The sequence below is a fragment of the Vibrio sp. 1288 genome (genome assembly GCF_033344475.1).
This window is the reverse complement of the sequence record NZ_JAWPOX010000001.1, coordinates 97510-122966: the sequence shown is the minus strand read 5'-3', so window position 1 is coordinate 122966 and position 25457 is coordinate 97510. Positions and strand designations below refer to the sequence as shown.

The window sequence follows — 25457 nt, the reverse complement described above, 5'->3', positions numbered from 1 at the left end:
AAATATGGAACGTTGGCAAAACATACATAGTGTTGTCGTCGTAGGGCTCGGTATTACCGGGCTCTCTGTCGTTAAACACCTAAGAAAAAATCAGCCACAGCTTGTGGTCAAAGTCATTGATACTCGCGTAAACCCTCCGGGTGCAGAGCGCTTGCCGGAAGATGTTCAACTGCATAGTGGTGGTTGGAATACAGACTGGCTTTCTGACGCGGATCTTATCGTGACCAACCCTGGTATTGCGCTAGCGACACCAGAGATCCAAGCCGTATTAGCAAAAGGTACGGCAGTAGTAGGTGATATCGAGTTATTCGCTTGGGCGGTGCAGAAACCGGTGATTGCGATTACGGGCTCAAACGGTAAGAGCACAGTAACCGACCTCACAGGTGTGATGGCTAACGCTGCAGGTTTGGATGTTGGCGTTGGTGGTAACATCGGTGTGCCTGCTCTGGATTTGTTAGAACAAGACGCAGACCTATATGTACTCGAACTCTCGAGCTTCCAGTTAGAAACGACGTCAAGCTTAAAGCTCAAAGCCGCTGCGTTTCTGAATCTTTCTGAAGATCATATGGATCGTTATCAAGGCATGTCTGACTATCGACAAGCTAAGTTGCGTATTTTTAACCATGCTGCTCTTGCAGTCGTGAACCGTGATGATCAAGAAACCTTCCCAGACGCAGAGATGCCATTGGTGACATTTGGCAGCGACAATCAGGACTTTGGTCTCGAGGTGGATGGCAACCGTACTTGGCTGCTCGATCACGGTCAACGAGTTGTCGCAAGTGATGAGCTTAAGTTGGTTGGTAAGCACAACTTATCTAACGCTCTGGTTGCTTTAGCGCTATTAAAAGCTGCGGACGTAAACTATCACAAAGCATTGAATGCACTTAAAAATTACACGGGACTGACACACCGATGCCAGGTGGTTGCGGATAATCAAGGCGTCAAATGGGTGAATGACTCTAAAGCAACTAATATTGCCAGCACTATGGCTGCGCTATCTGGTTTGGAATCGACAGGCAAGCTCTACTTACTCGTTGGTGGTGTTGGCAAAGGTGCTGACTTCTCGCCATTAAAACCGATCTTCGCGACGCTTAACTTGCAACTGTGTTGCTTTGGCGCTGATGGCGATGAATTTATGCCACTGCATGAATCTGCAATACGTTTCGACACTATGGAAGATGTGATTCAACAAGTATCTTCGCAGTTAAAACCAGGTGATATGGTGATGCTGTCTCCTGCATGTGCTAGCTTTGATCAATTCGACAACTTTATGGCAAGAGGTGATGCTTTCGCTGCTCTTGCTCAGAAATATGCATAATTAAAGGTTACACACTTCGTGGGTTTAGGTAACGTTAAACGCAGTATTGGCAATTGGCTCAAGCATCCAGCCCCAGAGGCGATGTTTGATCGTCAGTTAGTGTGGATTGCACTGGGTTTGATGTTGACTGGTTTGGTCATGGTAACCTCTGCATCATTTCCAATCAGCTCTCGATTAACGGAACAGCCGTTCCACTTTATGTTTCGTCATGCGACGTTTCTCGTGCTGGCGTTAGGGACCTCCGCTGTTATTTTGCAAGTGCCTTTGCAAGAGTGGTTTAAGCAGAGCCATTACTTACTTTGGGCTTCTTTCGCACTGTTGATCATCGTGCTCTTGGCGGGTAAGTCGGTTAATGGTGCGTCTCGTTGGATTCCCCTTGGGCTGTTTAACCTTCAGCCAGCGGAAGTCGCGAAGCTATCGCTGTTTATCTTCATGTCTGGTTACTTAGTTCGAAAGCAAGACGAAGTACGACAAACGTTCTTTGGTGGCTTTATGAAGCCAATCATGGTGTTTGCCTTCTTCGCAGTATTACTACTTGGTCAGCCAGACTTGGGGACGGTCGTCGTGATGCTGGTCACGCTGTTTGGCATGCTTTTTATCGCAGGTGCAAAACTAACCCAGTTTCTCGCCTTGATGGTGGCAGGTATCGGCGCTGTAGTAGGTTTGATTCTCGTCGAGCCATACCGTATGCGACGAGTAACCTCCTTCCTTGACCCGTGGGAAGATCCATTTGGCAGTGGCTATCAGTTGACTCAGTCTTTGATGGCGTTTGGTCGTGGTGAATGGTTCGGACAAGGTCTCGGTAATTCAATTCAAAAACTGGAATATCTACCGGAAGCGCATACCGACTTTGTGTTTGCCGTACTTGCTGAAGAGCTTGGTTTCGTAGGCGTAGTGCTGGTCTTAATGCTGATTTTTAGCTTGGTGCTAAAAGCGGTTTACATCGGCAAGCGTGCATTTGAAGAAGGCGAAATGTTCGGAGGTTATCTGGCTTTCGGAATTGGTATTTGGTTTGCGTTTCAAACCTTGGTTAATGTTGGAGCTGCCGCCGGTATTGTTCCAACTAAAGGTTTAACACTTCCACTCATCAGTTATGGTGGTTCTAGTCTAATAATTATGTCCGTCGCAGTGTCCATACTACTGCGTATCGATTACGAATGCCGCTTGAAACGCGAGCAACAACAATCAGAACAACAAGCTAATGAAACAAAATAAACGTTTGATGGTGATGGCTGGTGGTACTGGCGGTCACGTATTCCCAGGTTTGGCGGTAGCAAAACAGCTTCAAGAGCAAGGTTGGGAGATCCGTTGGTTAGGTACGGCGGATCGAATGGAAGCGGATTTGGTGCCAAAACATGGCATTGAAATCGACTTTATCAAAGTGAAAGGGTTACGAGGTCAAGGCGTTACACGTCTTCTTGCAGCACCATTTCAAATTATCAATGCCATTATGCAGGCTCGTGCTCACATGAAACGCTGGCCGCCAGACGCAGTGCTTGGTATGGGCGGTTATGTTAGCGGCCCGGGTGGTATTGCCGCTTGGATGAGTGGTATTCCTGTTGTTCTGCATGAACAAAATGCAGTAGCAGGTTTAACGAACCAATGGTTATCGAAAATCGCTAAGAAGGTTTTTCAGGCTTTCCCAGGCGCTTTTCCAAATGCCGAAGTGGTTGGGAACCCAGTTCGTGAAGACGTGACTCAATTAGCAGCGCCAACTGAGCGCATGCAAGAGCGCCAAGGTCCAATTCGCATTTTGGTGATGGGTGGCAGCCAAGGCGCACGTATTCTTAACCAAACTCTGCCAGAAGTGATGTCGAAATTGGGCGAAGATTACTGTATTCGTCATCAAGCGGGTAAAGGTGCCGCCGAAGAAGTGAATGCAGCATATCAAGCTAATGGTGTGGTAAATGCAGAAGTAATGGAATTCATTGATGACGTTGCAGAAGCTTACGCATGGGCTGACCTTTTAGTTTGTCGCTCTGGAGCGTTAACCGTATCTGAAGTCTCGGCGGCAGGTGTAGGCGCTATTTTTGTTCCATTCATGCACAAAGACCGCCAGCAAGCACTTAATGCAGACCACTTGGTGGATTGCGGCGCGGCGAAAATGATTGAACAACCAGATTTAACCGTTGAGTCTCTGACTCTGCAGATCCAACAATTGGATCGCCAAGCTTTACTTACAATGGCTGAGCAAGCGCGTGGCGCTGCAAAATTGAATGCTGACCGAGTTGTCGCACAAGCCATTGTCGCTTTGACCGAAAAGCGTTAACCGAATTATTGAGAATAGAATTGATGACAATCCAACATACACAAGACTTAGCTCAGATTCGCGCAATGGTGCCAGAGATGCGCCGCGTGAAATCCATCCACTTCATCGGTATTGGTGGTGCGGGCATGAGCGGCATTGCAGAAGTGCTGTTGAACGAAGGCTACCAAATCACAGGTTCTGATCTATCAGAGAACGCTGTGACAGAGCGTTTGGTATCAAAAGGTGCGACGGTATTTATTGGTCATCAAGCCAGTAATGTAGAAAAAGCCAGTGTGGTTGTTGTGTCAACGGCGATCAACGAAGAAAACCCAGAAGTGATGGCGGCACGTGAATTACGCATCCCTATTGTACGCCGCGCAGAGATGTTGGCTGAATTGATGCGATTCCGTCACGGTATTGCCGTTGCGGGTACACACGGTAAAACCACGACGACCGCTCTTGTTACTCAAATCTATTCTGAAGCCGGTCTTGATCCAACGTTTGTGAATGGCGGTTTGGTGAAAAGCGCAGGTACAAATGCGCGTCTAGGCTCGAGTCGTATTCTAATTGCAGAGGCAGATGAAAGTGACGCGTCATTCCTGCACTTGCAACCAATGGTGAGCATTGTTACCAATATCGAAGCCGATCATATGGATACCTATGGTGGTGACTTTGAAACCTTAAAGCAAACCTTCATCGATTTCCTTCATAATCTACCGTTTTACGGCCAAGCAATTGTTTGCATTGACGATCCTGTGGTTCGAGAGTTAATCCCACGTATTAGTCGTCAAGTGATAACTTACGGTTTTTCTGAAGATGCCGACGTACGTATTGAAGATTATCGTCAAGAGGGGCAGCAAGGCAAATTTACGGTAGTACGTAAAGGGCGAGCTAACTTAGATATCACGCTGAATATTCCAGGTCGTCACAATGCATTGAATGCGTCTGCTGCGATTGCGGTTGCTACTGAAGATGACATTGAAGACGATGCGATCCTAAAGGCAATGGCTGGTACGCAAGGTACGGGAAGACGTTTTGATCACCTTGGCGAGTTTGATACTGGCAACGGCCATGCAATGCTTGTTGATGATTACGGCCATCATCCCACAGAAGTGGATGTAACCATTAATGCAGCACGCAGTGGTTGGCAAGACAAGCGTTTGGTGATGATTTTCCAACCGCACCGTTATAGCCGTACTCGTGATTTATACGATGATTTCGCGAATGTGCTTGAACAGGTAGATGTATTGATCATGCTGGATGTTTACGCAGCGGGTGAAAAGCCGATTGCAGGGGCTGATGGGCGCGCTTTATGTCGCACAATTCGCAGCCGAGGCAAGGTAGATCCGATTTTTGTTCCAGAAATCGAGCAATTACCTTCAGTTTTAGCTAACGTTATACAAGACGGCGACCTAATCTTAACGCAAGGTGCGGGTGATATTGGTAAAGTGGCGAAACAGCTGGCAGGTCTTAAATTGAATATAAACAAGATGCTTGGCTGACACATATTGTTGACGCGAAGGACAGATAAAGACTCAGATCTCGATTTTGCGTCAATATCATTGTGATTTATTGCTATCAGTGTTTGATAGTTTACAAGAGCTCAGTATAATCCCAAGGTTAAAGTCAAGACTTTTACCTCTGCGTAATTATATGGGTAAAAAGTACACGACAAAAGTCAGGAAACGAAGACGTTGTTGAATATTGCACTGAATGACGAGCGACCAAACACGGGTAACAACCGTGGTCGCCAAGAAAAAATCTTGGGTGCGTTATTTTTCGTTGTGGTTGTGACTTTAATTAGTTCTGTTTTGTACGCGGCGATCAGTTGGATGTGGGATGACCAAAGGTTACCTCTCTCCAAAATAGTACTTCAGGGGAAACTGGAGTATGTCCAAGCTGACGATGTGCAGGCTGCATTTAGTCGAATTGATCACATCGGTACATTTATGTCTCAGGATATTGATGTATTACAGCAAAGTGTCGAAGCTCTGCCATGGGTAGCGCATGCCGCAATCCGAAAGCAGTGGCCGGATACAGTAAAAGTTTTTTTGACGGAGCATCAACCAGAAGCCATTTGGAATGGCAACGAACTGTTAGATAAAAACGGGTTCGTTTTTGATGGAGATGTTGCTCTGTTGCAAGAAGAAAAAGTGAAGCTGTACGGACCCAAAGATAGCGGACCGGAAGTCTTACAGACTTACCGTGATTTGAGTCCTAAGTTTCAGCAATTGGGTTTAGCGATATCGTCTCTGGTATTAAACGAGCGACGAGCTTGGCAAATCATCCTTGATAACGGTATTCGATTAGAGCTCGGTAAAGAGTCTCTTCTTGAGCGTATAGAGCGCTTTTTTAAGCTCTATAATAAGCTTGGCAGTGACACGCAAAGAATCAGTTATATCGATCTTAGGTACGATACAGGAGCCGCAGTTGGTTGGTTTCCTGAACAAGAGTTAGAAGAGAGTACAGATGACTAAGGCCGCTGATGACAACATTATTGTTGGTCTTGATATAGGCACTGCAACCGTATCGGCTCTAGTGGGTGAGGTTTTACCAGACGGTCAAATTAATATTATTGGCGCAGGTAGTAGCCCCTCACGCGGCATGGATAAAGGTGGCGTGAATGATTTGGAGTCGGTTGTAAAATCAGTACAACGTGCAATTGATCAAGCTGAATTAATGGCAGAGTGCCAGATCAGCCGAGTCTTCATTTCGTTGTCTGGTAAGCATATCGCAAGCCGAATTGAAAAAGGTATGGGCACGATTTCTGATGAAGAGGTGTCTCAAGAAGACATGGATCGCGCTATCCATACCGCAAAATCGATTAAAATCGGTGATGAACAGCGAATTCTTCATGTGATCCCGCAAGAGTTCACCATTGATTACCAAGAAGGAATCAAAAATCCGCTTGGTTTATCTGGGGTAAGAATGGAAGTGAGTGTCCACCTTATCTCATGCCATAATGACATGGCACGCAACATTATTAAGGCGGTAGAACGCTGCGGCCTTAAAGTAGAACAACTCGTATTTTCTGGGCTTGCTGCTAGTAATGCAGTAATCACTGAGGATGAAAGAGAGCTTGGAGTTTGTGTGGTTGATATTGGCGCCGGCACGATGGATGTGGCCATCTGGACTGGCGGTGCGTTACGTCACACAGAAGTATTTTCGTACGCAGGAAATGCTGTAACCAGTGATATTGCTTTTGCTTTTGGCACGCCAGTGAGCGATGCTGAAGAAATAAAAGTCAAATATGGCTGTGCTTTGAGTGAACTGGTCAGTAAGGATGACACGGTTAATGTACCAAGCGTAGGTGGACGACCATCACGTAGCCTGCAACGTCAAACGTTGTCAGAAGTGATTGAGCCACGCTACTCTGAGCTTATGGGACTGGTTAACCAAACTATCGACTCTGTACAAGCAAAATTGCGCGAAGAGGGTATCAAGCACCATCTGGCTGCGGGAGTTGTACTCACCGGCGGTGCTGCGCAAATGGACGGAGTGGTAGAATGTGCGGAACGCGTATTCCGCAATCAAGTAAGGGTCGGCAAACCGCTCGAAGTCAGCGGATTAACTGACTATGTAAAAGAGCCGTACCATTCTACGGCAGTTGGATTACTTCATTACGCAAGAGACATGCAGTCTAGCGACGATAGCGATTATAATGAACCTAAACGCTCATCTGTAACTGGCTTTTTCGATAAATTGCGTAACTGGATACAAAAAGAGTTTTAACCTGAGTTGCAGGATAAACGGAGACAACACATGTTTGAACCGATGATGGAAATGTCTGACGATGCAGTAATCAAGGTCGTTGGGGTTGGTGGCGGCGGTGGTAACGCCGTTGAACACATGGTGCGTGAATCCATCGAAGGTGTGGAATTCATCAGCGTCAACACTGATGCGCAAGCACTTCGTAAGACAAGCGTTGGCAATGTTATTCAGATCGGTGGTGATATCACTAAAGGTCTGGGTGCAGGTGCTAATCCACAGGTTGGCCGTGACGCAGCTCTCGAAGACAGAGATCGAATTAAAGATTCCCTGACTGGCGCCGATATGGTGTTTATCGCAGCTGGTATGGGTGGCGGTACCGGTACTGGTGCAGCGCCTGTTATTGCTGAAGTGGCTAAAGAGCTTGGCATTCTAACAGTAGCGGTAGTAACTAAACCGTTTAGTTTTGAAGGTAAAAAGCGTTTGGCATTTGCTGAGCAAGGTATCGATGAGCTCTCTAAGCATGTTGACTCTTTGATCACGATTCCAAACGAAAAGCTACTTAAAGTACTTGGTCGTGGTGTAACACTACTAGAAGCTTTTGCAAGCGCTAACGATGTTCTTAAGAATGCCGTTCAAGGTATTGCTGAGCTAATTACTCGCCCTGGCATGATCAACGTCGACTTTGCGGACGTAAGAACTGTAATGTCTGAAATGGGTCACGCAATGATGGGTAGCGGCATCGCCAAAGGTGAAGACCGTGCTGAAGAAGCGGCTGAAATGGCAATTTCTAGCCCACTTCTGGAAGACATCGATCTAGCGGGCGCTCGTGGTGTTCTTGTCAATATTACTGCTGGTCTGGATATGCGTCTTGACGAGTTTGAGACGGTTGGTAATACAGTGAAGGCATTCGCTTCTGACAATGCGACTGTTGTTATCGGTACTTCTCTAGACCCTGATATGACTGACGAAATCCGCGTAACAGTTGTAGCGACAGGTATTGGTAATGAGAAAAAGCCAGATATCACGCTAGTTGCGGGTGGTAAAGCGAAAGTGGCACCGACGCCGCAAGCTCAACCACAGCAACAAGCAGCGGCAACGCAAGCTGAAGAAAAACCGGCACAGACCTTGCAAAATAATCAAGTGCAAGAGAAGCCACAGGTAACTCCTCAGCCGACAAACACTGCTCCTTCTTCTCCAGCTTCGTCGAGCCAAAGTTCTGCGGCTCCAAAGCAAGAAAAGGAAAGTGGTTATTTAGATATACCGGCATTTTTGCGTCGTCAGGCTGATTAATCTTTAACCCATAAATTTGACATGGCTCAAAATTATGGTAGCATTCACGGTCGACGTTACAGACGGCCGTGTTTTGTAGCAAATTTTTGAGAGGCAAGCAGATGATCAGACAACGTACTCTGAAAGAAATAGTGAAAACAACTGGTGTGGGTCTCCACTCTGGTCGTAAAGTCACACTTACTCTGCGCCCGGCTGCTGCAAATACAGGTATCATTTACCGTCGTACAGATGTAAATCCACCTGTAGATTTTCCAGCTGATCCAGCTTCGGTTCGTGACACCATGCTTTGTACTGCATTGGTAAACGATGAAGGTGTGCGTATTTCAACTGTTGAGCACTTGAATGCGGCACTTGCTGGTATGGGCATCGATAACATTGTTGTCGAAGTAGACGCACCTGAAATTCCGATCATGGATGGTAGTGCAAGCCCATTTGTATACTTGCTACAACAAGCAGGTATCGAAACGCAAAATGCGCCAAAACGCTTCATCCGCATCAAAAAGCCAGTTCGTTTTGAAGATGGTGATAAATGGGCAGAATTTGTACCATTTAACGGCTTCCGTATGGACTTCGAAATTGAGTTTAATCACCCAGCGATTGAATCAGACGAGCAACGTTTGCTGTTTGATTTCTCGTCAAAAGGCTTTGTTCGTGAGATTTCTCGAGCACGTACGTTTGGCTTTATGCGTGATATCGAATATCTACAATCTCAAAACCTAGTTTTGGGTGGTAGTTTTGACAATGCTATCGTTTTGGATGATTACCGTATTCTTAATGAAGAAGGTCTACGCTTTGAAAATGAGTTTGTGACTCACAAAGTGTTGGATGCGATTGGTGACCTTTACATGTGTGGCCACCCAATCATTGGTGAATTCCGTGCCTTTAAATCTGGCCACGGTTTAAATAACCAACTGTTACGTGCTGTTCTTGCAGATCAGGAAGCGTGGGAGTGGACTACATTCGAAGAAGAAGTCGGCTCACCAGTAGCATTCGCAGAACCAAATATGGTGCTTGCGTAAATACTTGGCATTAGAATTAATAAAAAACCAGGCTTATGCCTGGTTTTTTGCTATTTGGCTTTAATCCTGGATTTATCAATAACATTCAAGCTTTCAGCATATTGAAATAACGTTCACTTACGATCTTCCTTTTCTGCCATATCGGCTAATCGTTTTAAACGCTCTTGAATTTTCGGTGGCGCCATGTCGGCAATCGTCATTAATGACTTTGCTGCAGATTCGGTTAGTGGTGGACGCTTAGGTCTGTCGTCTTGTTGAAAGCGGTTTCGATATAGTGAAGGATTGATCCTCACTTCAACGCTCATCAGCTTGGCAAAGCCTTGAGTACGAAGTTTATTTAGGATCATGAGGCGATCGTAATCGATCTTCATTTTGATCGCGGCACTAGAGACATCGATCAATAGATGGCCGTTACGAACATTCGCTACTCGGCAATGATCGGCCGTCCCCGTGGGTAAGACCTCTTGCAAAGCTTGGTTAAGCTGTAAGATTTCTCCAGCATGTTCTTGAATCTGCTTGAACTGTGACTCAGCAATAACATCTTCAGTCGAGGTTGGACGGTGATCACGCATAGGTAAAATCTAATTTTGTTGAGATATGGCTATTCTAGAGCAGCTTTCTATCAAGGTATAGTTTACATTAACGTCTTTAGCTTCAGTTTTACAATGTAGCAAGGTAAAAAGCAAAGTTTGCTCTGGATGGATTACACATATTGCGGTATGCAATATCGGCTAATCAGTCACCACTTTAAGTAAAAACTTCAGAGTGCTTCAAACAAATACGTCTATTTATGGTTGTATCGATTAAAAATCCTTACACTAAGCCACATTGTTTCAAAACTTAGCCTTGAAATATGGATGTTTGAACTCAATATCTTTGATAAATGATTTATCTCAGTATTCTTAGTTCCAAACTGGCAGAGACTGAAGGCATTATGAGTAGATCGGGAACGGTCTGAATAAAGAGAGATTCACGAAAAATGATAACTAAGCTACTGACAAAAGTGATTGGCAGTCGCAACGACCGAACACTGCGCCGCCTTAGAAAAATTGTAAAAGAAATTAATAACTATGAGCCAACATTCGAGGCTCTAAGTGATGAAGAGTTAAAAGCAAAGACGGTTGAATTCCGTGAGCGCCTAGAGAAAGGTGAAACTCTTGATAAACTACTTCCAGAAGCTTTTGCTACGGTTCGTGAAGCATCTAAGCGTGTCTACGGTATGCGCCACTTCGACGTCCAGCTTATCGGCGGTATGGTTCTAAATGCGGGTCAAATCGCTGAAATGCGTACGGGTGAAGGTAAAACGCTGACGGCAACGCTTCCTGCTTACCTAAATGCCCTGGCTGGTAAAGGCGTTCACATTGTAACAGTGAACGATTATCTAGCTAAACGTGATGCAGAGACAAACCGCCCTCTATTTGAATTTTTAGGTATGACTGTTGGCGTAAACGTGCCAAACATGCCTCCTCAAGAGAAAAAAGAAGCGTACCAAGCTGACATCTTGTACGGAACGAACAATGAATTTGGTTTTGACTACCTTCGTGACAATATGGCTTTCCGTAGCGAAGATCGCGTACAACGTGAACGCTTCTTTGCAGTTGTCGATGAGGTGGACTCAATCCTAATTGATGAAGCTCGTACCCCTTTAATCATTTCTGGTCCTGCTGAAGATAGCTCTGAGCTATACACCCGAATCAACCTTTTGATCCCGCATCTTAAAAAGCAAGACAAAGAAGACTCTGAAGAATATCGTGGTGATGGTCACTACACTGTTGATGAGAAATCAAAGCAAGTATACCTCACAGAAACGGGCCAAGAGTACGTTGAAGAACTGTTGGTGAAAAATGGTCTTATGGAAGAGGGTGACACACTTTACTCTCCGACTAACATCAGCATGTTACATCACGTGAATGCCGCTTTGCGTGCTCATGTGTTGTTTGAGCGCAACGTTGATTACATCGTTACTGACGAAGGTGAAGTAGTAATTGTTGATGAACATACTGGTCGTACAATGCCAGGTCGTCGTTGGTCTGAAGGTCTTCACCAAGCAGTAGAAGCGAAAGAAGGCGTTAAGATTCAAAACGAAAACCAAACTTTGGCTTCGATTACCTTCCAGAACTACTTCCGCTTATACGAAAAACTGTCTGGTATGACAGGTACTGCGGATACTGAGGCGTTTGAGTTCCAATCTATTTATGGCTTGGAAACGGTGGTTATCCCAACCAACAAACCTATGATTCGTAACGATATGCCGGATGTGGTGTACCGCACCGAAGCTGAGAAGTTTGCTGCAATCATTGAAGATATCAAAGAGCGCGTTGCGAAAGGTCAGCCAACATTGGTTGGTACCGTATCGATTGAAAAATCAGAACTACTCTCCAACGCCTTGAAGAAAGCGAAGATCAAACACAACGTATTGAATGCGAAATTCCATGAGAAGGAAGCGGAAATTGTTGCTGAAGCGGGTATGCCGGGTGCGGTAACTATCGCGACCAACATGGCCGGTCGTGGTACGGATATTGTGCTTGGCGGTAGTTGGCAATCAAAAGTGGAAGCTTTGGAGAACCCAACTCAAGAACAAATCGATGCGATTAAAGCAGAGTGGAAAGTGGTACATGATCAAGTACTAGATGCTGGTGGTCTACACATCATTGGTACTGAGCGCCACGAATCTCGCCGTATTGATAACCAGCTACGTGGTCGTTCTGGTCGTCAAGGTGATGCGGGTTCATCGCGCTTCTACCTATCTATGGAAGACTCTTTGTTACGTATTTTCACTTCTGATCGTATGGCGAGCCTTATTCAAAGTGGTATGGAAGAAGGTGAAGCTATTGAATCGAAAATGCTTTCTCGCTCAATTGAAAAAGCACAGCGCAAAGTGGAAGGCCGTAACTTTGATATCCGTAAGCAGCTACTAGAATACGATGATGTGGCGAACGATCAGCGTAAGGTTGTCTACGAGCTGCGCGACGAATTGATGAACGTTGAAGACATCAGCGGTATGATCGAGCAAAACCGTGAAGATGTGCTAACAGCGGTTATTGATGAGTACATCCCGCCACAATCACTAGAAGATATGTGGGACGTTGAAGGTCTACAAGAGCGCTTGAAAGCAGACTTCGATCTTGATGCGCCAGTGAAGCAATGGCTTGAAGAAGACGATAAGCTTTACGAAGAGGCGCTACGCGAGAAGATCATCAATCTAGCCGTTGAAGTGTACAAAGAGAAAGAGGAAGTGGTGGGTGCGCAAGTACTTCGTAACTTCGAGAAATCGGTTATGCTTCAAACTCTGGATACGCTTTGGAAAGAGCACTTGGCAGCAATGGATCACTTGCGTCAGGGTATTCACTTACGCGGCTATGCGCAGAAGAACCCGAAACAGGAATACAAGCGTGAATCGTTTGAACTGTTTGAAGGTCTACTAGAAGCGCTGAAAACTGATGTGATTACTGTTCTATCTCGCGTTCGAGTTCAGCAACAAGAAGAAGTTGAACGTATGGAAGAGCAACGTCGTGCGCAAGCTGAAGAGGCCGCTCGTCGTGCTCAAGCGCAACACGCAGCAGCACAAAACCCTCTTTCTGAAGGTGAAGAATCTGAAGAAGGTTCAAGTCAGCCAATGGTACGTGATGAACGTAAAGTAGGTCGCAATGAGCCTTGCCCTTGTGGTAGTGGTAAGAAGTATAAACAGTGCCACGGCAAAATCGACTAACGTATTAGTCAGATAATGTTTTAAAGAGTCGCCTAGGCGGCTCTTTTTTTAAGCAAATTCTGTGGCTGTCGAATTTCATAAGTTTTGATAGCATCGGATAGTTTTAGAGATGCAAAGACCGTTGAAGTGTAACGGCCTGAGAGTTAGGAACCCCTATGAAAAGAATTCACATAGTCGCGGCTATTATTTTTAACCAAGACAAATCAAAAATTTTTATTACAAAGCGTCCAGACGACAAGCATAAAGGCGGGTTTTGGGAGTTTCCCGGCGGGAAAGTCGAGTCAGGAGAAAGTATTGAACATGCTCTAGCAAGAGAACTTGAAGAAGAGGTAGGAATTGAAGTTACTGAGCAAGCCCTTTTCGAGCATTTGGAATATGACTATCCAGACAAATCACTTAAGTTTGATTTTATTACGGTATCTAAGTTCAGTAATGAGCCTTACGGCCGAGAAGGTCAAGAAGGTCGCTGGGTTGAGATAAGAGAATTGGGTAACTATGCCTTTCCTGAAGCGAACGTGCCTATCTTGGAGCGTGTCGTAAAAGAGTTCGCTTAAGCCTGATGAACTTGCTTGTGGTAACCACGGTATGTTGTTAGTTTAAACAGATTAAGCGAAACGAGAGAACGAGAGCAAACCTCGTTATCCAGAGAAGGAGAGAAAGCGCAATGGTTCGTATTGCAATCGCAGGAGCAGCAGGCCGAATGGGCCGTAATTTGGTTAAAGCTTCACACCTTAACCCAGAGGCGACAGTGAGCGCGGGATCAGAACGACCTGAGTCCTCACTTGTCGGTGTCGATATCGGTGAACTTTGTGGTGAAGGCAAATTCGATGTGTTCTTAACGGATGATCTTGCTAAAGACGTCGATAATTTTGATGTAATCATCGATTTTACTGCCCCAGTAAGTACGTTGGCGAATCTTGAACTGTGTAAGAAGCATGGAAAGAGTATTGTGATTGGGACGACTGGTTTCAGTGATGCAGAGCGTGAACTGATTGACGAAGCCGCTAAGCAAGTGCCTGTTGTCATGGCTCCTAACTACTCTGTTGGTGTGAACCTAGTATTTAAGCTTCTTGAGAAAGCAGCCAAAGTGATGGGCGACTACTGTGATGTTGAGATTGTCGAAGCACATCATCGTCATAAAGTTGATGCTCCTTCTGGTACCGCTATCGGGATGGGCGAAGCCATTGCTGGTGCGATGGGCAACAAGCTGAATGATGTAGCTGTCTATGCGCGAGAAGGTATCACAGGTGAACGTACTAAAGATGAGATCGGCTTTGCTACAATTCGCGCTGGCGATATCGTCGGTGAGCACACAGCCATGTTTGCTGATATCGGGGAACGAGTGGAGATAACGCACAAAGCGACCGATCGTATGACGTTTGCTAATGGCGCCGTCAAGGCCGCTGTTTGGTTGAGTGCCAAACCAGCGGGCTTTTATACCATGACAGATGTTTTGGGATTGAATGAACTCTAAATACATAATTATTCGCCGGCGGTAGCCGGCTTTTTTATATCTATAGAATTATTTGTAAATGAAATGATTCTAACAGAAAGTATTTTGGTGCTTACTTTTGTCGTTGTTTTGTTTGTTTTGTGGGTGTTTTGGGTTTTGATGTCTAAAAACTAATGTCTTTTTTGTCGAGTGAACGTTTGCGTGAAAAATTCATACTTTTTTGTGATCTCTAAAAAGTTCAAATTTGTAAAATTCATTAAACCTCTATGCCTCTCTATGTAATAGCATGTAAAAGTTATCTTTTTGGGCCTTACTGATTCAAAATGACCTTACTCGCTAGAAATTAATCATTTATTTTTGATTGTAGGTTGACAGGTTTCGAGTCCAACTTTAGAATACCGCCAATTTGTCTGAAATACCTATTTATGTAGATTTTATAGGTAAAGGAAGGCATGTTTGCAGTTTGATTTATTTTTTTTGCATTTTTATTCTGGAGGTTGTCTTGGGTAAATTAGCACTGTTGGTCCTAGAAGATGGGACAGTGTTCCGCGGAGTGTCCATAGGGGCAGATGGTCTTTCCGTTGGTGAAGTCGTTTTTAATACCTCGATGACGGGGTATCAAGAAATCCTCACTGATCCTTCCTATTCTCAGCAAATCGTCACTCTCACTTATCCTCACATTGGCAATACCGGAACCACTTCCGAAGATGAAGAATCCTCTTCCATTCATGCACAAGGCCTTGTGATTCGCGATCTTCCTCTAATCGCTTCTAACTTCCGTAACGAACAATCCCTCTCTGATTATCTTAAGTCTCAAAATATCGTTGGCATCGCTGATATCGATACTCGTAAGCTCACTCGTATCCTGCGTGAAAAAGGTGCTCAAAACGGCTGTATTGTTGCGGGCAACAACCTAGACGAAGCTTTGGCACTAGCGAAAGCAAAAGAATTCCCAGGCTTAAAAGGAATGGACCTTGCGAAAGAAGTTACAACAAAAGAAGCGTATCAATGGAAGCAAGGTTCGTGGACGCTTGAAGGTGGACTTCCAGAGGCGAAAGATGACAGCGAGCTGCCATACCACGTTGTCGCTTACGACTTCGGCGCAAAACGCAACATCTTACGAATGTTGGTTGACCGTGGCTGCCGCTTAACGGTTGTACCTGCAGAAACGTCAGCGGAAGAAGTTCTGGCACTAAATCCAGATGGCGTATTCTTATCAAACGGCCCTGGTGACCCAGAACCATGTACTTACGCGATTGAAGCAACCAAAGTGTTCCTAGAAAAAGGCCTGCCAATTTTTGGTATTTGTCTAGGTCACCAAATTCTGGCGCTAGCATCAGGTGCGCAAACGGTGAAAATGAAGTTTGGTCACCACGGTGCAAACCACCCAGTAAAAGATTTAGAGCGTAACGTTGTGATGATTACCTCGCAAAACCACGGCTTTGCGGCAGATGAAGCAACATTACCGGAAAACTTACGTGCTACTCACGTATCGCTATTTGATGGCTCTTTGCAAGGTATCCACCGCACAGACAAGCCAGCATTTAGCTTCCAAGGTCACCCAGAAGCGAGCCCTGGTCCACATGACGCGGCACCGCTATTTGACCACTTTATCGAACTAATCAAAAAACACAGCGCTTAATTCGGAGTAGTAGATAATGCCAAAACGTACTGACATTCAAAGTATTCTAATTCTTGGTGCTGGTCCGATTGTTATCGGTCAGGCATGTGAGTTTGACTACTCTGGCGCACAAGCGTGTAAAGCTCTTCGCGAAGAAGGCTACCGAGTTATCCTAGTTAACTCTAATCCAGCAACGATTATGACTGACCCAGAGATGGCAGATGCGACTTACATCGAGCCGATTCAGTGGGAAGTGGTACGCAAGATCATCGAGAAAGAACGTCCTGATGCAGTTCTGCCAACTATGGGTGGTCAGACAGCACTTAACTGTGCGTTAGATTTAGAGAAGCACGGCGTTCTCGCAGAGTTTGGCGTAGAGATGATTGGTGCAACGGCTGATGCAATCGACAAAGCGGAAGACCGTTCTCGTTTTGATAAAGCGATGAAGTCTATCGGCCTTGAGTGTCCTCGCGCAGATACAGCGAAGAGCATGGAAGAAGCTTACAAAGTTTTAGATATGGTTGGCTTCCCTTGTATCATCCGTCCATCGTTCACCATGGGTGGCACTGGTGGTGGTATCGCGTACAACAAAGAAGAGTTCGAAGAAATCTGTCGTCGTGGTCTGGACTTATCTCCGACCAACGAACTTCTTATCGATGAGTCACTCATCGGTTGGAAAGAGTACGAAATGGAAGTCGTTCGTGACAAAGCGGACAACTGTATCATCGTATGTTCAATCGAGAACTTTGACCCAATGGGCATCCATACGGGTGACTCAATCACGGTTGCTCCAGCACAAACACTGACTGACAAAGAATACCAGCTTATGCGTAATGCATCGCTAGCTGTTCTGCGTGAAATCGGTGTTGAAACAGGTGGTTCAAACGTACAGTTTGGTATCAACCCGAAAGATGGTCGTATGGTCATCATCGAGATGAACCCGCGTGTATCTCGCTCTTCTGCGCTAGCATCAAAAGCAACAGGCTTCCCAATTGCGAAAATTGCCGCGAAACTGGCTGTTGGCTTTACGCTAGACGAACTACAAAACGACATCACAGGTGGTGCAACACCTGCGTCATTTGAACCAACTATCGACTACGTCGTAACTAAGATCCCTCGCTTTAACTTCGAGAAATTTGCTGGTGCAAACGATCGTCTGACAACTCAGATGAAATCGGTTGGTGAGGTAATGGCGATTGGTCGTAACCAACAAGAATCTCTTCACAAAGCACTGCGTGGCCTAGAAGTTGGCGCAACTGGTTTTGATGAGATGGTCGATCTGGAAGCGCCAGATGCACTGACTAAGATTCGTCACGAACTTAAAGAAGCAGGTGCAGAGCGTATCTGGTACATCGCCGATGCATTCCGAGCGGGTATGTCAGTCGACGGTGTGTTCAACTTGACTCAAATCGACCGCTGGTTCCTGGTTCAAATCGAAGAAATTGTAAAACTCGAAGAACAAGTCAAGGCGGGCGGCTACGCAGGTTTGACCAAAGAAGTGCTTCGTCAGATGAAACGCAAAGGCTTCTCTGATGCTCGCTTGTCTAAATTGCTTGGTGTCGCTGAAAGTGAAATTCGCCGTGCTCGTGAGCAGTTTGATATTCATCCGGTTTACAAACGTGTGGATACATGTGCAGCAGAGTTTTCTTCTGACACGGCTTACATGTACTCATCTTACGATGAAGAATGTGAAGCAAACCCAACAGACAAAGATAAGATCATGGTTCTTGGTGGCGGTCCAAACCGTATCGGCCAAGGTATCGAATTCGATTACTGTTGTGTTCATGCATCACTTGCGCTGCGTGAAGACGGTTACGAAACCATTATGGTTAACTGTAACCCAGAAACGGTATCTACTGACTACGATACGTCTGATCGTCTGTACTTCGAGCCAGTAACTCTGGAAGATGTACTGTCTATCGCTCGCGTTGAAAAACCAAAAGGTGTGATTGTTCAGTACGGTGGTCAAACGCCACTTAAACTGGCTCGTGCTCTAGAAGCGGCTGGTGTGCCAATCATTGGTACTAGCCCAGATGCTATCGACCGTGCGGAAGACCGTGAACGCTTCCAAGCCGCTGTTGACCGTTTAGGTCTACTTCAGCCAGAAAACGCGACAGTAACAACGATGGAGCAAGCGGTTGAGAAATCGAAAGAAATTGGCTTCCCATTAGTTGTTCGTCCATCTTATGTACTCGGTGGTCGTGCGATGGAAATCGTATACGACGAGCAAGACCTGCGTCGCTACTTCAACGAAGCAGTAAGCGTATCGAACGAGTCTCCAGTTCTGCTAGACCGTTTCTTGGATGATGCAACCGAAGTTGATATTGATGCTATCTGTGACGGTGAACGCGTCGTTATCGGCGGTATCATGGAGCACATCGAACAAGCGGGTGTTCACTCTGGTGACTCTGCATGTTCACTGCCTGCATACACGCTAAGTCAGGAAATTCAAGACAAGATGCGTGAGCAAGTTGAGAAGTTAGCATTCGAACTCGGTGTGCGCGGTTTGATGAACACGCAGTTTGCTGTGAAAGATAACGACGTTTATCTAATTGAAGTGAACCCTCGTGCTGCTCGTACGGTACCATTCGTATCGAAAGCGACAGGCGCTCCTCTAGCGAAAATCGCTGCACGTGTAATGGCGGGTCAATCTCTAGAGTTACAAGGCTTTACTAAAGAGATTATCCCTCCTTACTACTCAGTGAAAGAAGTGGTTCTGCCGTTCAACAAATTCCCTGGTGTTGACCCTCTATTGGGCCCTGAAATGCGCTCAACAGGTGAAGTAATGGGTGTGGGTGCAACGTTCGCAGAAGCTTACGCGAAAGCAGAGCTAGGTTGTGGTGCGGTTTATCCTGAAGGTGGTCGTGCGCTACTGTCTGTACGTGAAGGTGATAAAGAGCGTGTTGTTGACCTAGCTTCTAAGTTAGTGAAACTGGGTTACCAGTTGGATGCGACACACGGTACAGCTGTAATTCTGGGCGAAGCGGGTATTAACCCACGTTTGGTAAACAAAGTACACGAAGGTCGTCCACACATTCTTGACCGCATCAAGAACAACGAATACACCTACATCGTAAACACGGCTGCTGGTCGTCAAGCGATTGAAGATTCGAAAGTTCTACGCCGTGGTGCACTGGCTGAAAAAGTGAACTACACAACGACACTGAATGCAGCGTTCGCTACATGTATGTCTCATACTGCAGACGCAAAAGCGTCAGTAACTTCGGTTCAAGAGTTACACGCTAAAGTGAAAGCGAGTCTAGACGCGTAACAGATAAAAATCAGTAAGCTCATTAATCAGGACTTACATGACAACCTCATTGCCCGCTCATTTGAGCGGGCTTTTTTATATCGAGGTTTTTCTAAAATGAAGAGCATTAAAGTGTGCTAGGAACGATTGGTATGCTTCGCTTTTGAAGATCATTAAGCTAATGATGGCAAGCAATGTACCCAAAGATGAAGAAATAGTACTACCATTTGCTACAACAAAATTAATGCTGCAAGTGAGAATGATAAAAGAGATAGTAAGTAAGTTTATTTTTGCAGCAACACTTAATCCTTTGCTTATTGTCAGAATGTTTGGAATGCATACAACAACAACCGTAATAGCTCCCAATGTAAGGAGGTAAGTATCTAGAGCAATGTGTTGAGTGAAAGAAAACCAGTCATTCCAAATGCTTAAGCTAATAGCCAGACCAATAGTCAATGCCAAGTATAAACATATACTTAGTGAGATGTTTGCTATGCTAATTGATTTAGTATTCAACTTTCAATTCCTCATAGATTCCAATAGCAAGATTTCTTAACTCTCCCGAATAACCGCTTCCTACTATGCTAATTGAGCCTCCAATTGCATCTAGAAGCTGATGAGAAATGGATGCGGATATTGTTGCTTGTGAATACCTCTTAGGAATTTCTCCTGACAACATTAGCTGTTTACGAGCTTTATTCGAAATGCTCGGAAGGTTTTTACGGATGATTTCTTTAGTTAATCTTGTTCTTTCTTGTCTGTTTAAGCCTTTTAGAATCTCGGGAACGCCTTTCTTAGTGGTTTGCTTAAGAGATTGAACCATTTTTATCGTTTGATATCCACTAGCGCCCGCTCCAGCTAAGGAGATGTAATCTAAAGCTTTAGTTGTATTTTGATACCACTCATTACTGTCTATATCCGATAATTTGTCTGGTGATTTAGATACCATACGGGTTCTTGCTACTCCAATAGCACATTGAGCTGTGGCAGCAACAGTAGCGGCGTGTGAGATATAGGACATAGTTACGCCCACAGGACCACTTACTGGTATTGTTAGCCCCGAACCAACTACCCCAATCCAGCCAATCGCTGCACCAATACAGCTAATGCTCGCTGATAGAAGCTCTTGATTGAATCTTGATTTTGACTCTTCCTGTTTTATTTTTTTTGCAAATTCTTGAGATGATTGTAATTTTATCGGTTCTCGTAGAATGATAAAGGTAGGATTGATATGGCATGTGGATTTAAAGTCTCTTAAGCGTACAACGGTGAATTTGTTATCAATATAAATTACACCCGCACCGCTAGTCTCTGGTTTAGCGTCAATAACGCTGAATAGCTGATTAATATTCACTATCTGTTCGATTTTTAAGCGTAATTGCTGTTCTTTTATTGATGGTCGAGTCAGTAAGGCTTCCATTATTTTCGTTTTTTATCAGATTAAATATTTCCTATTAAGACAGCATTTTCTTTTTCTATCAAAATATTAAGAGGCTCTTGAGGTGAGGCTCTATATTTGGATGTAATTGATATTTTTAATGTATCATTCTCTAGATTTATTAACTGATGAAAATTAGGAATAGATTGATGTCTTGACTTTCCATTGGTAGTTTTGTGAATAAGTGCTACCGTTTCTTCCTCTTTGATACCTCTTCAAAAAGGAAGTGTAGTGGAAATCACGGTTGAAATTTTGTTGGCCTTATTTTTGGTTGCGACTGCCGCAGGCTTTATTGATGCGATGGCTGGTGGGGGAGGGCTCATTACGCTCCCTGCGCTTTTGGCTGCGGGGTTGAGTCCGACTCAAGCTCTAGCGACCAATAAGTTACAAAGTTCGTTTGGCAGTTTCTCTGCTAGCTGGTATTTCGTGCGTAACGGTATTGTTAGCTTAAAGGAAATGCGTTTTGCGATACTCTGCACTTTTATAGGCGCTGCAATCGGTGCCGAGGCTGTGCAGTTTATTGATGCTAGCGTACTCACCAGTTTGATCCCTGTTCTTTTGATAGCCATTTCCCTCTATTTTTTACTCGCGCCAAGTACGCGAAAAATCGATGGAGAACCAAAGTTATCTGAAGCGATGTTTGCGCTATGCATTGGTGGCGGAATCGGTTTCTATGATGGCTTTTTTGGCCCTGGGACTGGATCTATTTTTACTGTTTGTTTTGTTGCACTAGGTCACTTTTCTTTGGTCGAAGCCACTGCTAGAACCAAAATTCTCAATTTCACGTCAAACATTGCGGCACTACTCTTTTTTATCTTCGCTGGGTTGCCTGTGTGGAAGCTTGGCTTAACCATGGCTGTTGGCGGTTTTCTTGGTGCTCAGTTAGGAGCGAAGGTCGTGGTAAGTAAAGGACAAAAATGGATTCGTCCTCTAGTTATAGTGATGTCGATGCTTATGGCAACGAAACTTCTTTGGCAACAACATCAGCAATGGATTCTGTCAGTGCTTTAACTCGTTCGCTACGATATGTGCTGTGACGTAAGCAGATATGTATTGGTCGAACTAACTGATCTAGCTCTTCAAAGTCATAGCAGAACTTAGATGTGATATTAAGTGTCGTTAGGATAGATTTAGGGATTAAAGCGGGAGCCATACCTCCCAAAGCCAGTTGTGCTGCCGCAGTATACGAATCCATTTCCATCAAAGGTTCGATTCCGTGTTTGGATAAAATAGCTTGTTGATATGTGTTGGCAGGGTTAGTTAAGTCATTGGTCAAAATAGCTTTAGGTAGTTGTGAAAGTGAATGTCGACTGACAATTGAGAAAGGTTCATCGGCGAGGTGAAGGCTCATTAATCCATGATGAGGTGGTAGATAGCCAGCGCAAAATCCCAATGTTGCTTTGCCTGATTTCACATTCTCAATAATGCGTGGCGTATGATTGGTCGATATTCGTATGTACTGATCATGGGCAAAGTGTTCTGCCATGATCATGCTGAGGTATCCCGCCACTAAGGTTTCAGAGCAGTCCATTTTGATTAAAGAAGTATCTTCTATTTGTTGTTGATCGTGGATTTTTCCTCTTAACTCATTGAACGTGGGTTCTATTGTGTTTATGAGGGCAAGGCCATCGGAGGTCAGCTTTATGTGCCGACCATTTGGCTCTATCAATTTTTTTCCTAACTTCTTCTCTAGATTTGAAATACGTTTACTCACGGCAGATTGACTAATATAGAGTTGACTGCCTGTGCGGCTCATGGTTTTTTCTTTACTGAGGACAAGTAACGTTTCAATACCTTCAAGCAACATAATGATTAATGAAAGTTAGGAATGGTTGAGATAATTTAGCGAATTGCCCAAGAATTGGCGAATCAAATGAGCATAAATGAGAGGAGCCGACACTTGGTCGACTCCATGGTGAGTGATGTTGTTGGTGTTTAACGGTTAATGGCGAAAGTTGGCAGGGATAGATGCCAACGAATCGCACCGAGACGTATAATGAGCGTTGAGATTACACCAGCGAGTAAAGCCGTTGAGTGGTCATAACCCATGTTTACCGCCATCGTATGGAAGATGCCGCCAATAATACATGCCGTAGCATAGACTTCACTTCTTAATACCATAGGAACTTCGCGAGCCAGCACGTCTCGTATAATGCCACCGCCACAGCCAGTAATAACCCCCATTATCACCGCGACCATCCCAGATGCATTGTAGGCGAGTGCCTTTTCTACTCCTATTCCTACAAATACAGCGAGACCGATGGCATCACAAACGGGTAATACCCACCATGAGAGTCGCTTGGGTCTTCGAATAACAAGCATGGTTAGTAGACACGTAACAAATATCACCCATAAGTAAGTCGTATCTGTTATCCAAAATACGGGAGTGGCACCAAGCGCCATGTCTCGGATTGTTCCGCCACCTATAGCAGTCACACTGCCGAGCACGATAACGCCGAATGGATCCATTTTTAAACGGCCCGCCAGTAATACGCCAGAGATAGCGAAAACAGCGGTACCGAACAAATCGATCATATAAAGCAGCATGGAGTCCATGTTACTTAGTACCTTTAAATAGTGTGAGAAAAAATGGGCGGAAATTGTACGGTATTTGCCACGAAATCGTTAGCGTTTTTGACGAACGCTTTTAAAGTGCTCACACACTTCCTTGATCGCGTTCAATGTGCGTGGTGTCGGACGGTTAATCCAATCAGAGTTTAGGGACCAGATGTGTTTGTTTTTAAGGGCAAGAAGCTCATTACTCCACTCAGCCCACATACCATCGTTACTCATTGCGTGACGAGAAGTAAAAATAACCTCTGGCTGGCGAGTAATGACTTGTTCGATGCTAACTTGAGGATAAGGCGCGCTGGATGCGGCGAAAATGTTCTCACCACCGCAAAAAGTAAAGACTTCACTTGGCCAGTTCTTTCCGGCGACAGTGATGATAGGCTTTTCACTCAACTGATAAAAGTAACGAACTTTCTCGTTCGTGTTGTACTGTTCTTTTAGTGTACTCAGCTGCGTTCTAAAATCTTCAGCGGCCTTTTTTCCTACTTGTGGAGTTTCGCTGTATTGGCTGAGTTGCTCGATATTATTGGCGATATCTTCTAATGAACCTGTAGTGGAGTAATAGATAGGAATACCGAACTGTTTAATTTTCTCCAACTCTTTAGCGGGGTTTCCGGCTGGCCAAGCAATCACTAAGTCCGGTTGAAGAGCAATAATGCGCTCTAATTTAATTCCTTGATAATTTGAGACTCTTTCTAGCTGCTTTGCCTGTTCTGGATAATCGCTCATTTCGCTGACAGCAACAAGCTGGTCTCCTAGCCCTGCAGCAAAGGCAATTTCGGTGGCATGTGGAGCTAAACTTATAATGCGTTGAGCGGGTTGAGCGACGGTCGCTGTCGAAACAAACAGCGTTAATGCGAAGCATAATTTATTCATCATAATCCTTGATAAATTATTCCTAAAAGCAAACTTTGGATTGCGATCCAAGCCAGGACGCGCCAAACGAGCAGCGTATGTATTTGTGAAAGGTGAATAGCCGATGGCGCAATGCGCCCACCGATTTTTGCGCGCTCTGCACGCACACCTTGATAGATAGCAGGGCCGCATAAAGACAGTTGTAGTTTGTGTCCGATAGTACATAACACCCAACTAGGTCCTGGTAAGGGCCAAGACTTCGCTTGCTGTTGTATTCCAGAGAGCACATTACTTGTATTCTTTCCGGCAGCTAAAAGTATGGCAAAGAGACGAAGTGGAATAATATCCAGAGTAGCAACCAGTTGAATCACAGGTTTACCAAAGGGCAAATATTGGCGTCGGCTAGGGGACCACACTCGCGCTAATTCTGTTGTGAGTCGATACATTAACGCACCAATACCACCTGTTAGTGCGTACCAAAATAGCACACCGATCACGTTGCGGCTGTATGCCATAATCAGGGTTTCTGAGCCAGCTTTACCTATGCCAACGAGCGAGAGGCTACCAGTATCGCGATTAAGGTATGGTCTCAGTAATGCTCGACACTGAGCTTTGTCTTCCGAAGACATACTAGTTACGAGCTGTTTCGTTAACGTTTCGCTGTTGCGCCAGTCTAGCGCAAGGATCAATAGAACCAGTTCATATAAAGGGATTTGCCAAACAAATGGCTTTACTGCAATCAGTAATATCAAACAAGGAAACAGTATCAAGCCTAGTGCAAGACTGCCTGAGATTACACTCTGTGAGTAATTGTGATTATTGTTCACTTTGTTGGCTAGCTGTTCTGCTAGCTTTCGCCATAAAGTGATGGGGTGCGCTGAATGGGGGATTGGCACTAGAAGGTGCAAGAGCAGTGCGCCCCACATTATAAGGAGCGCACCGTTGGCATAAAATGACTGAAAAACTTCTTCCAT

General features: G+C 45.0%; 21 protein-coding genes. 14 read left to right on the top strand and 7 right to left on the bottom strand.

Features of this window, described 5'->3' with window-relative positions; all coding sequences use genetic code 11:
* Nucleotides 1-4: 4 nt before the first annotated feature.
* The 8 genes from murD (at nt 5) to lpxC (ending at nt 9586) form a co-directional block, all read left to right on the top strand.
* Nucleotides 5-1318 (top strand): UDP-N-acetylmuramoyl-L-alanine--D-glutamate ligase, encoded by a 1314-nt coding sequence (gene murD, locus R8O11_RS00505; RefSeq protein ID WP_033906092.1) that lies wholly within the window; start codon nt 5-7, stop codon nt 1316-1318.
* Nucleotides 1319-1336: 18 nt separating this feature from the next.
* Entirely contained in the window at nt 1337-2533 is a 1197-nt protein-coding gene (gene ftsW / locus R8O11_RS00500; RefSeq protein WP_318193829.1) for a cell division protein FtsW, read from the top strand.
* Nucleotides 2520-3587 carry an undecaprenyldiphospho-muramoylpentapeptide beta-N-acetylglucosaminyltransferase gene (gene murG, locus R8O11_RS00495; RefSeq protein ID WP_033906093.1) on the top strand — a complete coding sequence of 356 codons (1068 nt, stop codon included), beginning with the start codon at nt 2520-2522 and terminating at the stop codon, nt 3585-3587. The genes ftsW and murG overlap by 14 nt, the downstream gene beginning before the upstream one ends.
* A gap of 23 nt (nt 3588-3610) precedes the next feature.
* Nucleotides 3611-5068, top strand: coding sequence for a UDP-N-acetylmuramate--L-alanine ligase (gene murC, locus R8O11_RS00490; protein WP_005387395.1), 1458 nt, complete (start codon nt 3611-3613; stop codon nt 5066-5068).
* A gap of 192 nt (nt 5069-5260) precedes the next feature.
* Complete coding sequence (locus R8O11_RS00485; protein WP_005387393.1) at nt 5261-6043, top strand: cell division protein FtsQ/DivIB; 783 nt, start codon at nt 5261-5263, stop codon at nt 6041-6043.
* Nucleotides 6036-7298 (top strand): cell division protein FtsA, encoded by a 1263-nt coding sequence (gene ftsA, locus R8O11_RS00480; RefSeq protein ID WP_005372946.1) that lies wholly within the window; start codon nt 6036-6038, stop codon nt 7296-7298. Before R8O11_RS00485 ends, ftsA begins: the two co-directional genes overlap by 8 nt.
* Nucleotides 7299-7328: 30 nt before the next feature.
* The gene (ftsZ, locus tag R8O11_RS00475) at nt 7329-8567 is read left to right on the top strand and encodes a cell division protein FtsZ (RefSeq protein ID WP_017633617.1); all 1239 of its coding nucleotides are present in this window, start codon (nt 7329-7331) and stop codon (nt 8565-8567) included.
* Between the two features lie 101 nt (nt 8568-8668).
* The gene (lpxC, locus tag R8O11_RS00470; protein WP_005381871.1) at nt 8669-9586 is read left to right on the top strand and encodes a UDP-3-O-acyl-N-acetylglucosamine deacetylase; all 918 of its coding nucleotides are present in this window, start codon (nt 8669-8671) and stop codon (nt 9584-9586) included.
* A gap of 113 nt (nt 9587-9699) precedes the next feature.
* On the opposite strand, the gene R8O11_RS00465 is transcribed toward lpxC, so the two are convergent.
* Nucleotides 9700-10158, bottom strand: coding sequence for a DUF721 domain-containing protein (locus R8O11_RS00465; RefSeq protein ID WP_033906094.1), 459 nt, complete (start codon nt 10156-10158; stop codon nt 9700-9702).
* A 407-nt stretch (nt 10159-10565) separates the two neighbouring features.
* On the opposite strand from R8O11_RS00465, the gene secA reads away from it, so the two are divergent.
* The 5 genes from secA to carB all read left to right on the top strand — a co-directional run bounded on the left by secA (nt 10566) and on the right by carB (nt 19640).
* Nucleotides 10566-13295 (top strand): preprotein translocase subunit SecA, encoded by a 2730-nt coding sequence (gene secA, locus R8O11_RS00460; RefSeq protein ID WP_005387389.1) that lies wholly within the window; start codon nt 10566-10568, stop codon nt 13293-13295.
* A 155-nt stretch (nt 13296-13450) separates the two neighbouring features.
* A complete protein-coding gene (gene mutT, locus R8O11_RS00455) occupies nt 13451-13849 on the top strand; it encodes an 8-oxo-dGTP diphosphatase MutT (RefSeq protein ID WP_005387387.1) in 399 nt (132 codons plus the stop codon).
* Nucleotides 13850-13959: 110 nt separating this feature from the next.
* Nucleotides 13960-14769: a 4-hydroxy-tetrahydrodipicolinate reductase gene (gene dapB, locus R8O11_RS00450; RefSeq protein WP_005381860.1), complete on the top strand. Its 810-nt coding sequence runs from the start codon at nt 13960-13962 to the stop codon at nt 14767-14769.
* Between the two features lie 481 nt (nt 14770-15250).
* Complete coding sequence (gene carA / locus R8O11_RS00445; RefSeq protein ID WP_017821483.1) at nt 15251-16390, top strand: glutamine-hydrolyzing carbamoyl-phosphate synthase small subunit; 1140 nt, start codon at nt 15251-15253, stop codon at nt 16388-16390.
* A gap of 16 nt (nt 16391-16406) precedes the next feature.
* Complete coding sequence (gene carB, locus R8O11_RS00440) at nt 16407-19640, top strand: carbamoyl-phosphate synthase large subunit (RefSeq protein ID WP_318193828.1); 3234 nt, start codon at nt 16407-16409, stop codon at nt 19638-19640.
* A 75-nt stretch (nt 19641-19715) separates the two neighbouring features.
* Here the strand turns inward: carB and R8O11_RS00435 are convergent, their stop codons facing one another.
* Both R8O11_RS00435 and R8O11_RS00430 read right to left on the bottom strand, forming a co-directional pair.
* The gene (locus tag R8O11_RS00435) at nt 19716-20135 is read right to left on the bottom strand and encodes a hypothetical protein (RefSeq protein WP_155396149.1); all 420 of its coding nucleotides are present in this window, start codon (nt 20133-20135) and stop codon (nt 19716-19718) included.
* Nucleotides 20125-21039, bottom strand: a complete 915-nt coding sequence (locus R8O11_RS00430) for a hypothetical protein (protein WP_025768414.1) — start codon at nt 21037-21039, stop codon at nt 20125-20127. Before R8O11_RS00430 ends, R8O11_RS00435 begins: the two co-directional genes overlap by 11 nt.
* 249 nt (nt 21040-21288) lie before the next feature.
* Between R8O11_RS00430 and R8O11_RS00425 the strand changes: the two genes are divergently transcribed.
* Nucleotides 21289-22068, top strand: coding sequence for a TSUP family transporter (locus R8O11_RS00425; RefSeq protein WP_005381847.1), 780 nt, complete (start codon nt 21289-21291; stop codon nt 22066-22068).
* On the opposite strand, the gene R8O11_RS00420 is transcribed toward R8O11_RS00425, so the two are convergent.
* From R8O11_RS00420 to R8O11_RS00405, 4 genes are all read right to left on the bottom strand, one after another.
* Nucleotides 22010-22864 carry a LysR family transcriptional regulator gene (locus R8O11_RS00420; protein WP_064353625.1) on the bottom strand — a complete coding sequence of 285 codons (855 nt, stop codon included), beginning with the start codon at nt 22862-22864 and terminating at the stop codon, nt 22010-22012. The genes R8O11_RS00425 and R8O11_RS00420 overlap by 59 nt on opposite strands.
* Before the next feature lie 128 nt (nt 22865-22992).
* Nucleotides 22993-23613 carry a TRIC cation channel family protein gene (locus R8O11_RS00415; RefSeq protein ID WP_005387377.1) on the bottom strand — a complete coding sequence of 207 codons (621 nt, stop codon included), beginning with the start codon at nt 23611-23613 and terminating at the stop codon, nt 22993-22995.
* 69 nt (nt 23614-23682) lie between these two features.
* Entirely contained in the window at nt 23683-24504 is an 822-nt protein-coding gene (btuF, locus tag R8O11_RS00410; RefSeq protein WP_025768416.1) for a vitamin B12 ABC transporter substrate-binding protein BtuF, read from the bottom strand.
* Entirely contained in the window at nt 24504-25457 is a 954-nt protein-coding gene (locus R8O11_RS00405; RefSeq protein ID WP_064353626.1) for a cobalamin biosynthesis family protein, read from the bottom strand. Before R8O11_RS00405 ends, btuF begins: the two co-directional genes overlap by 1 nt.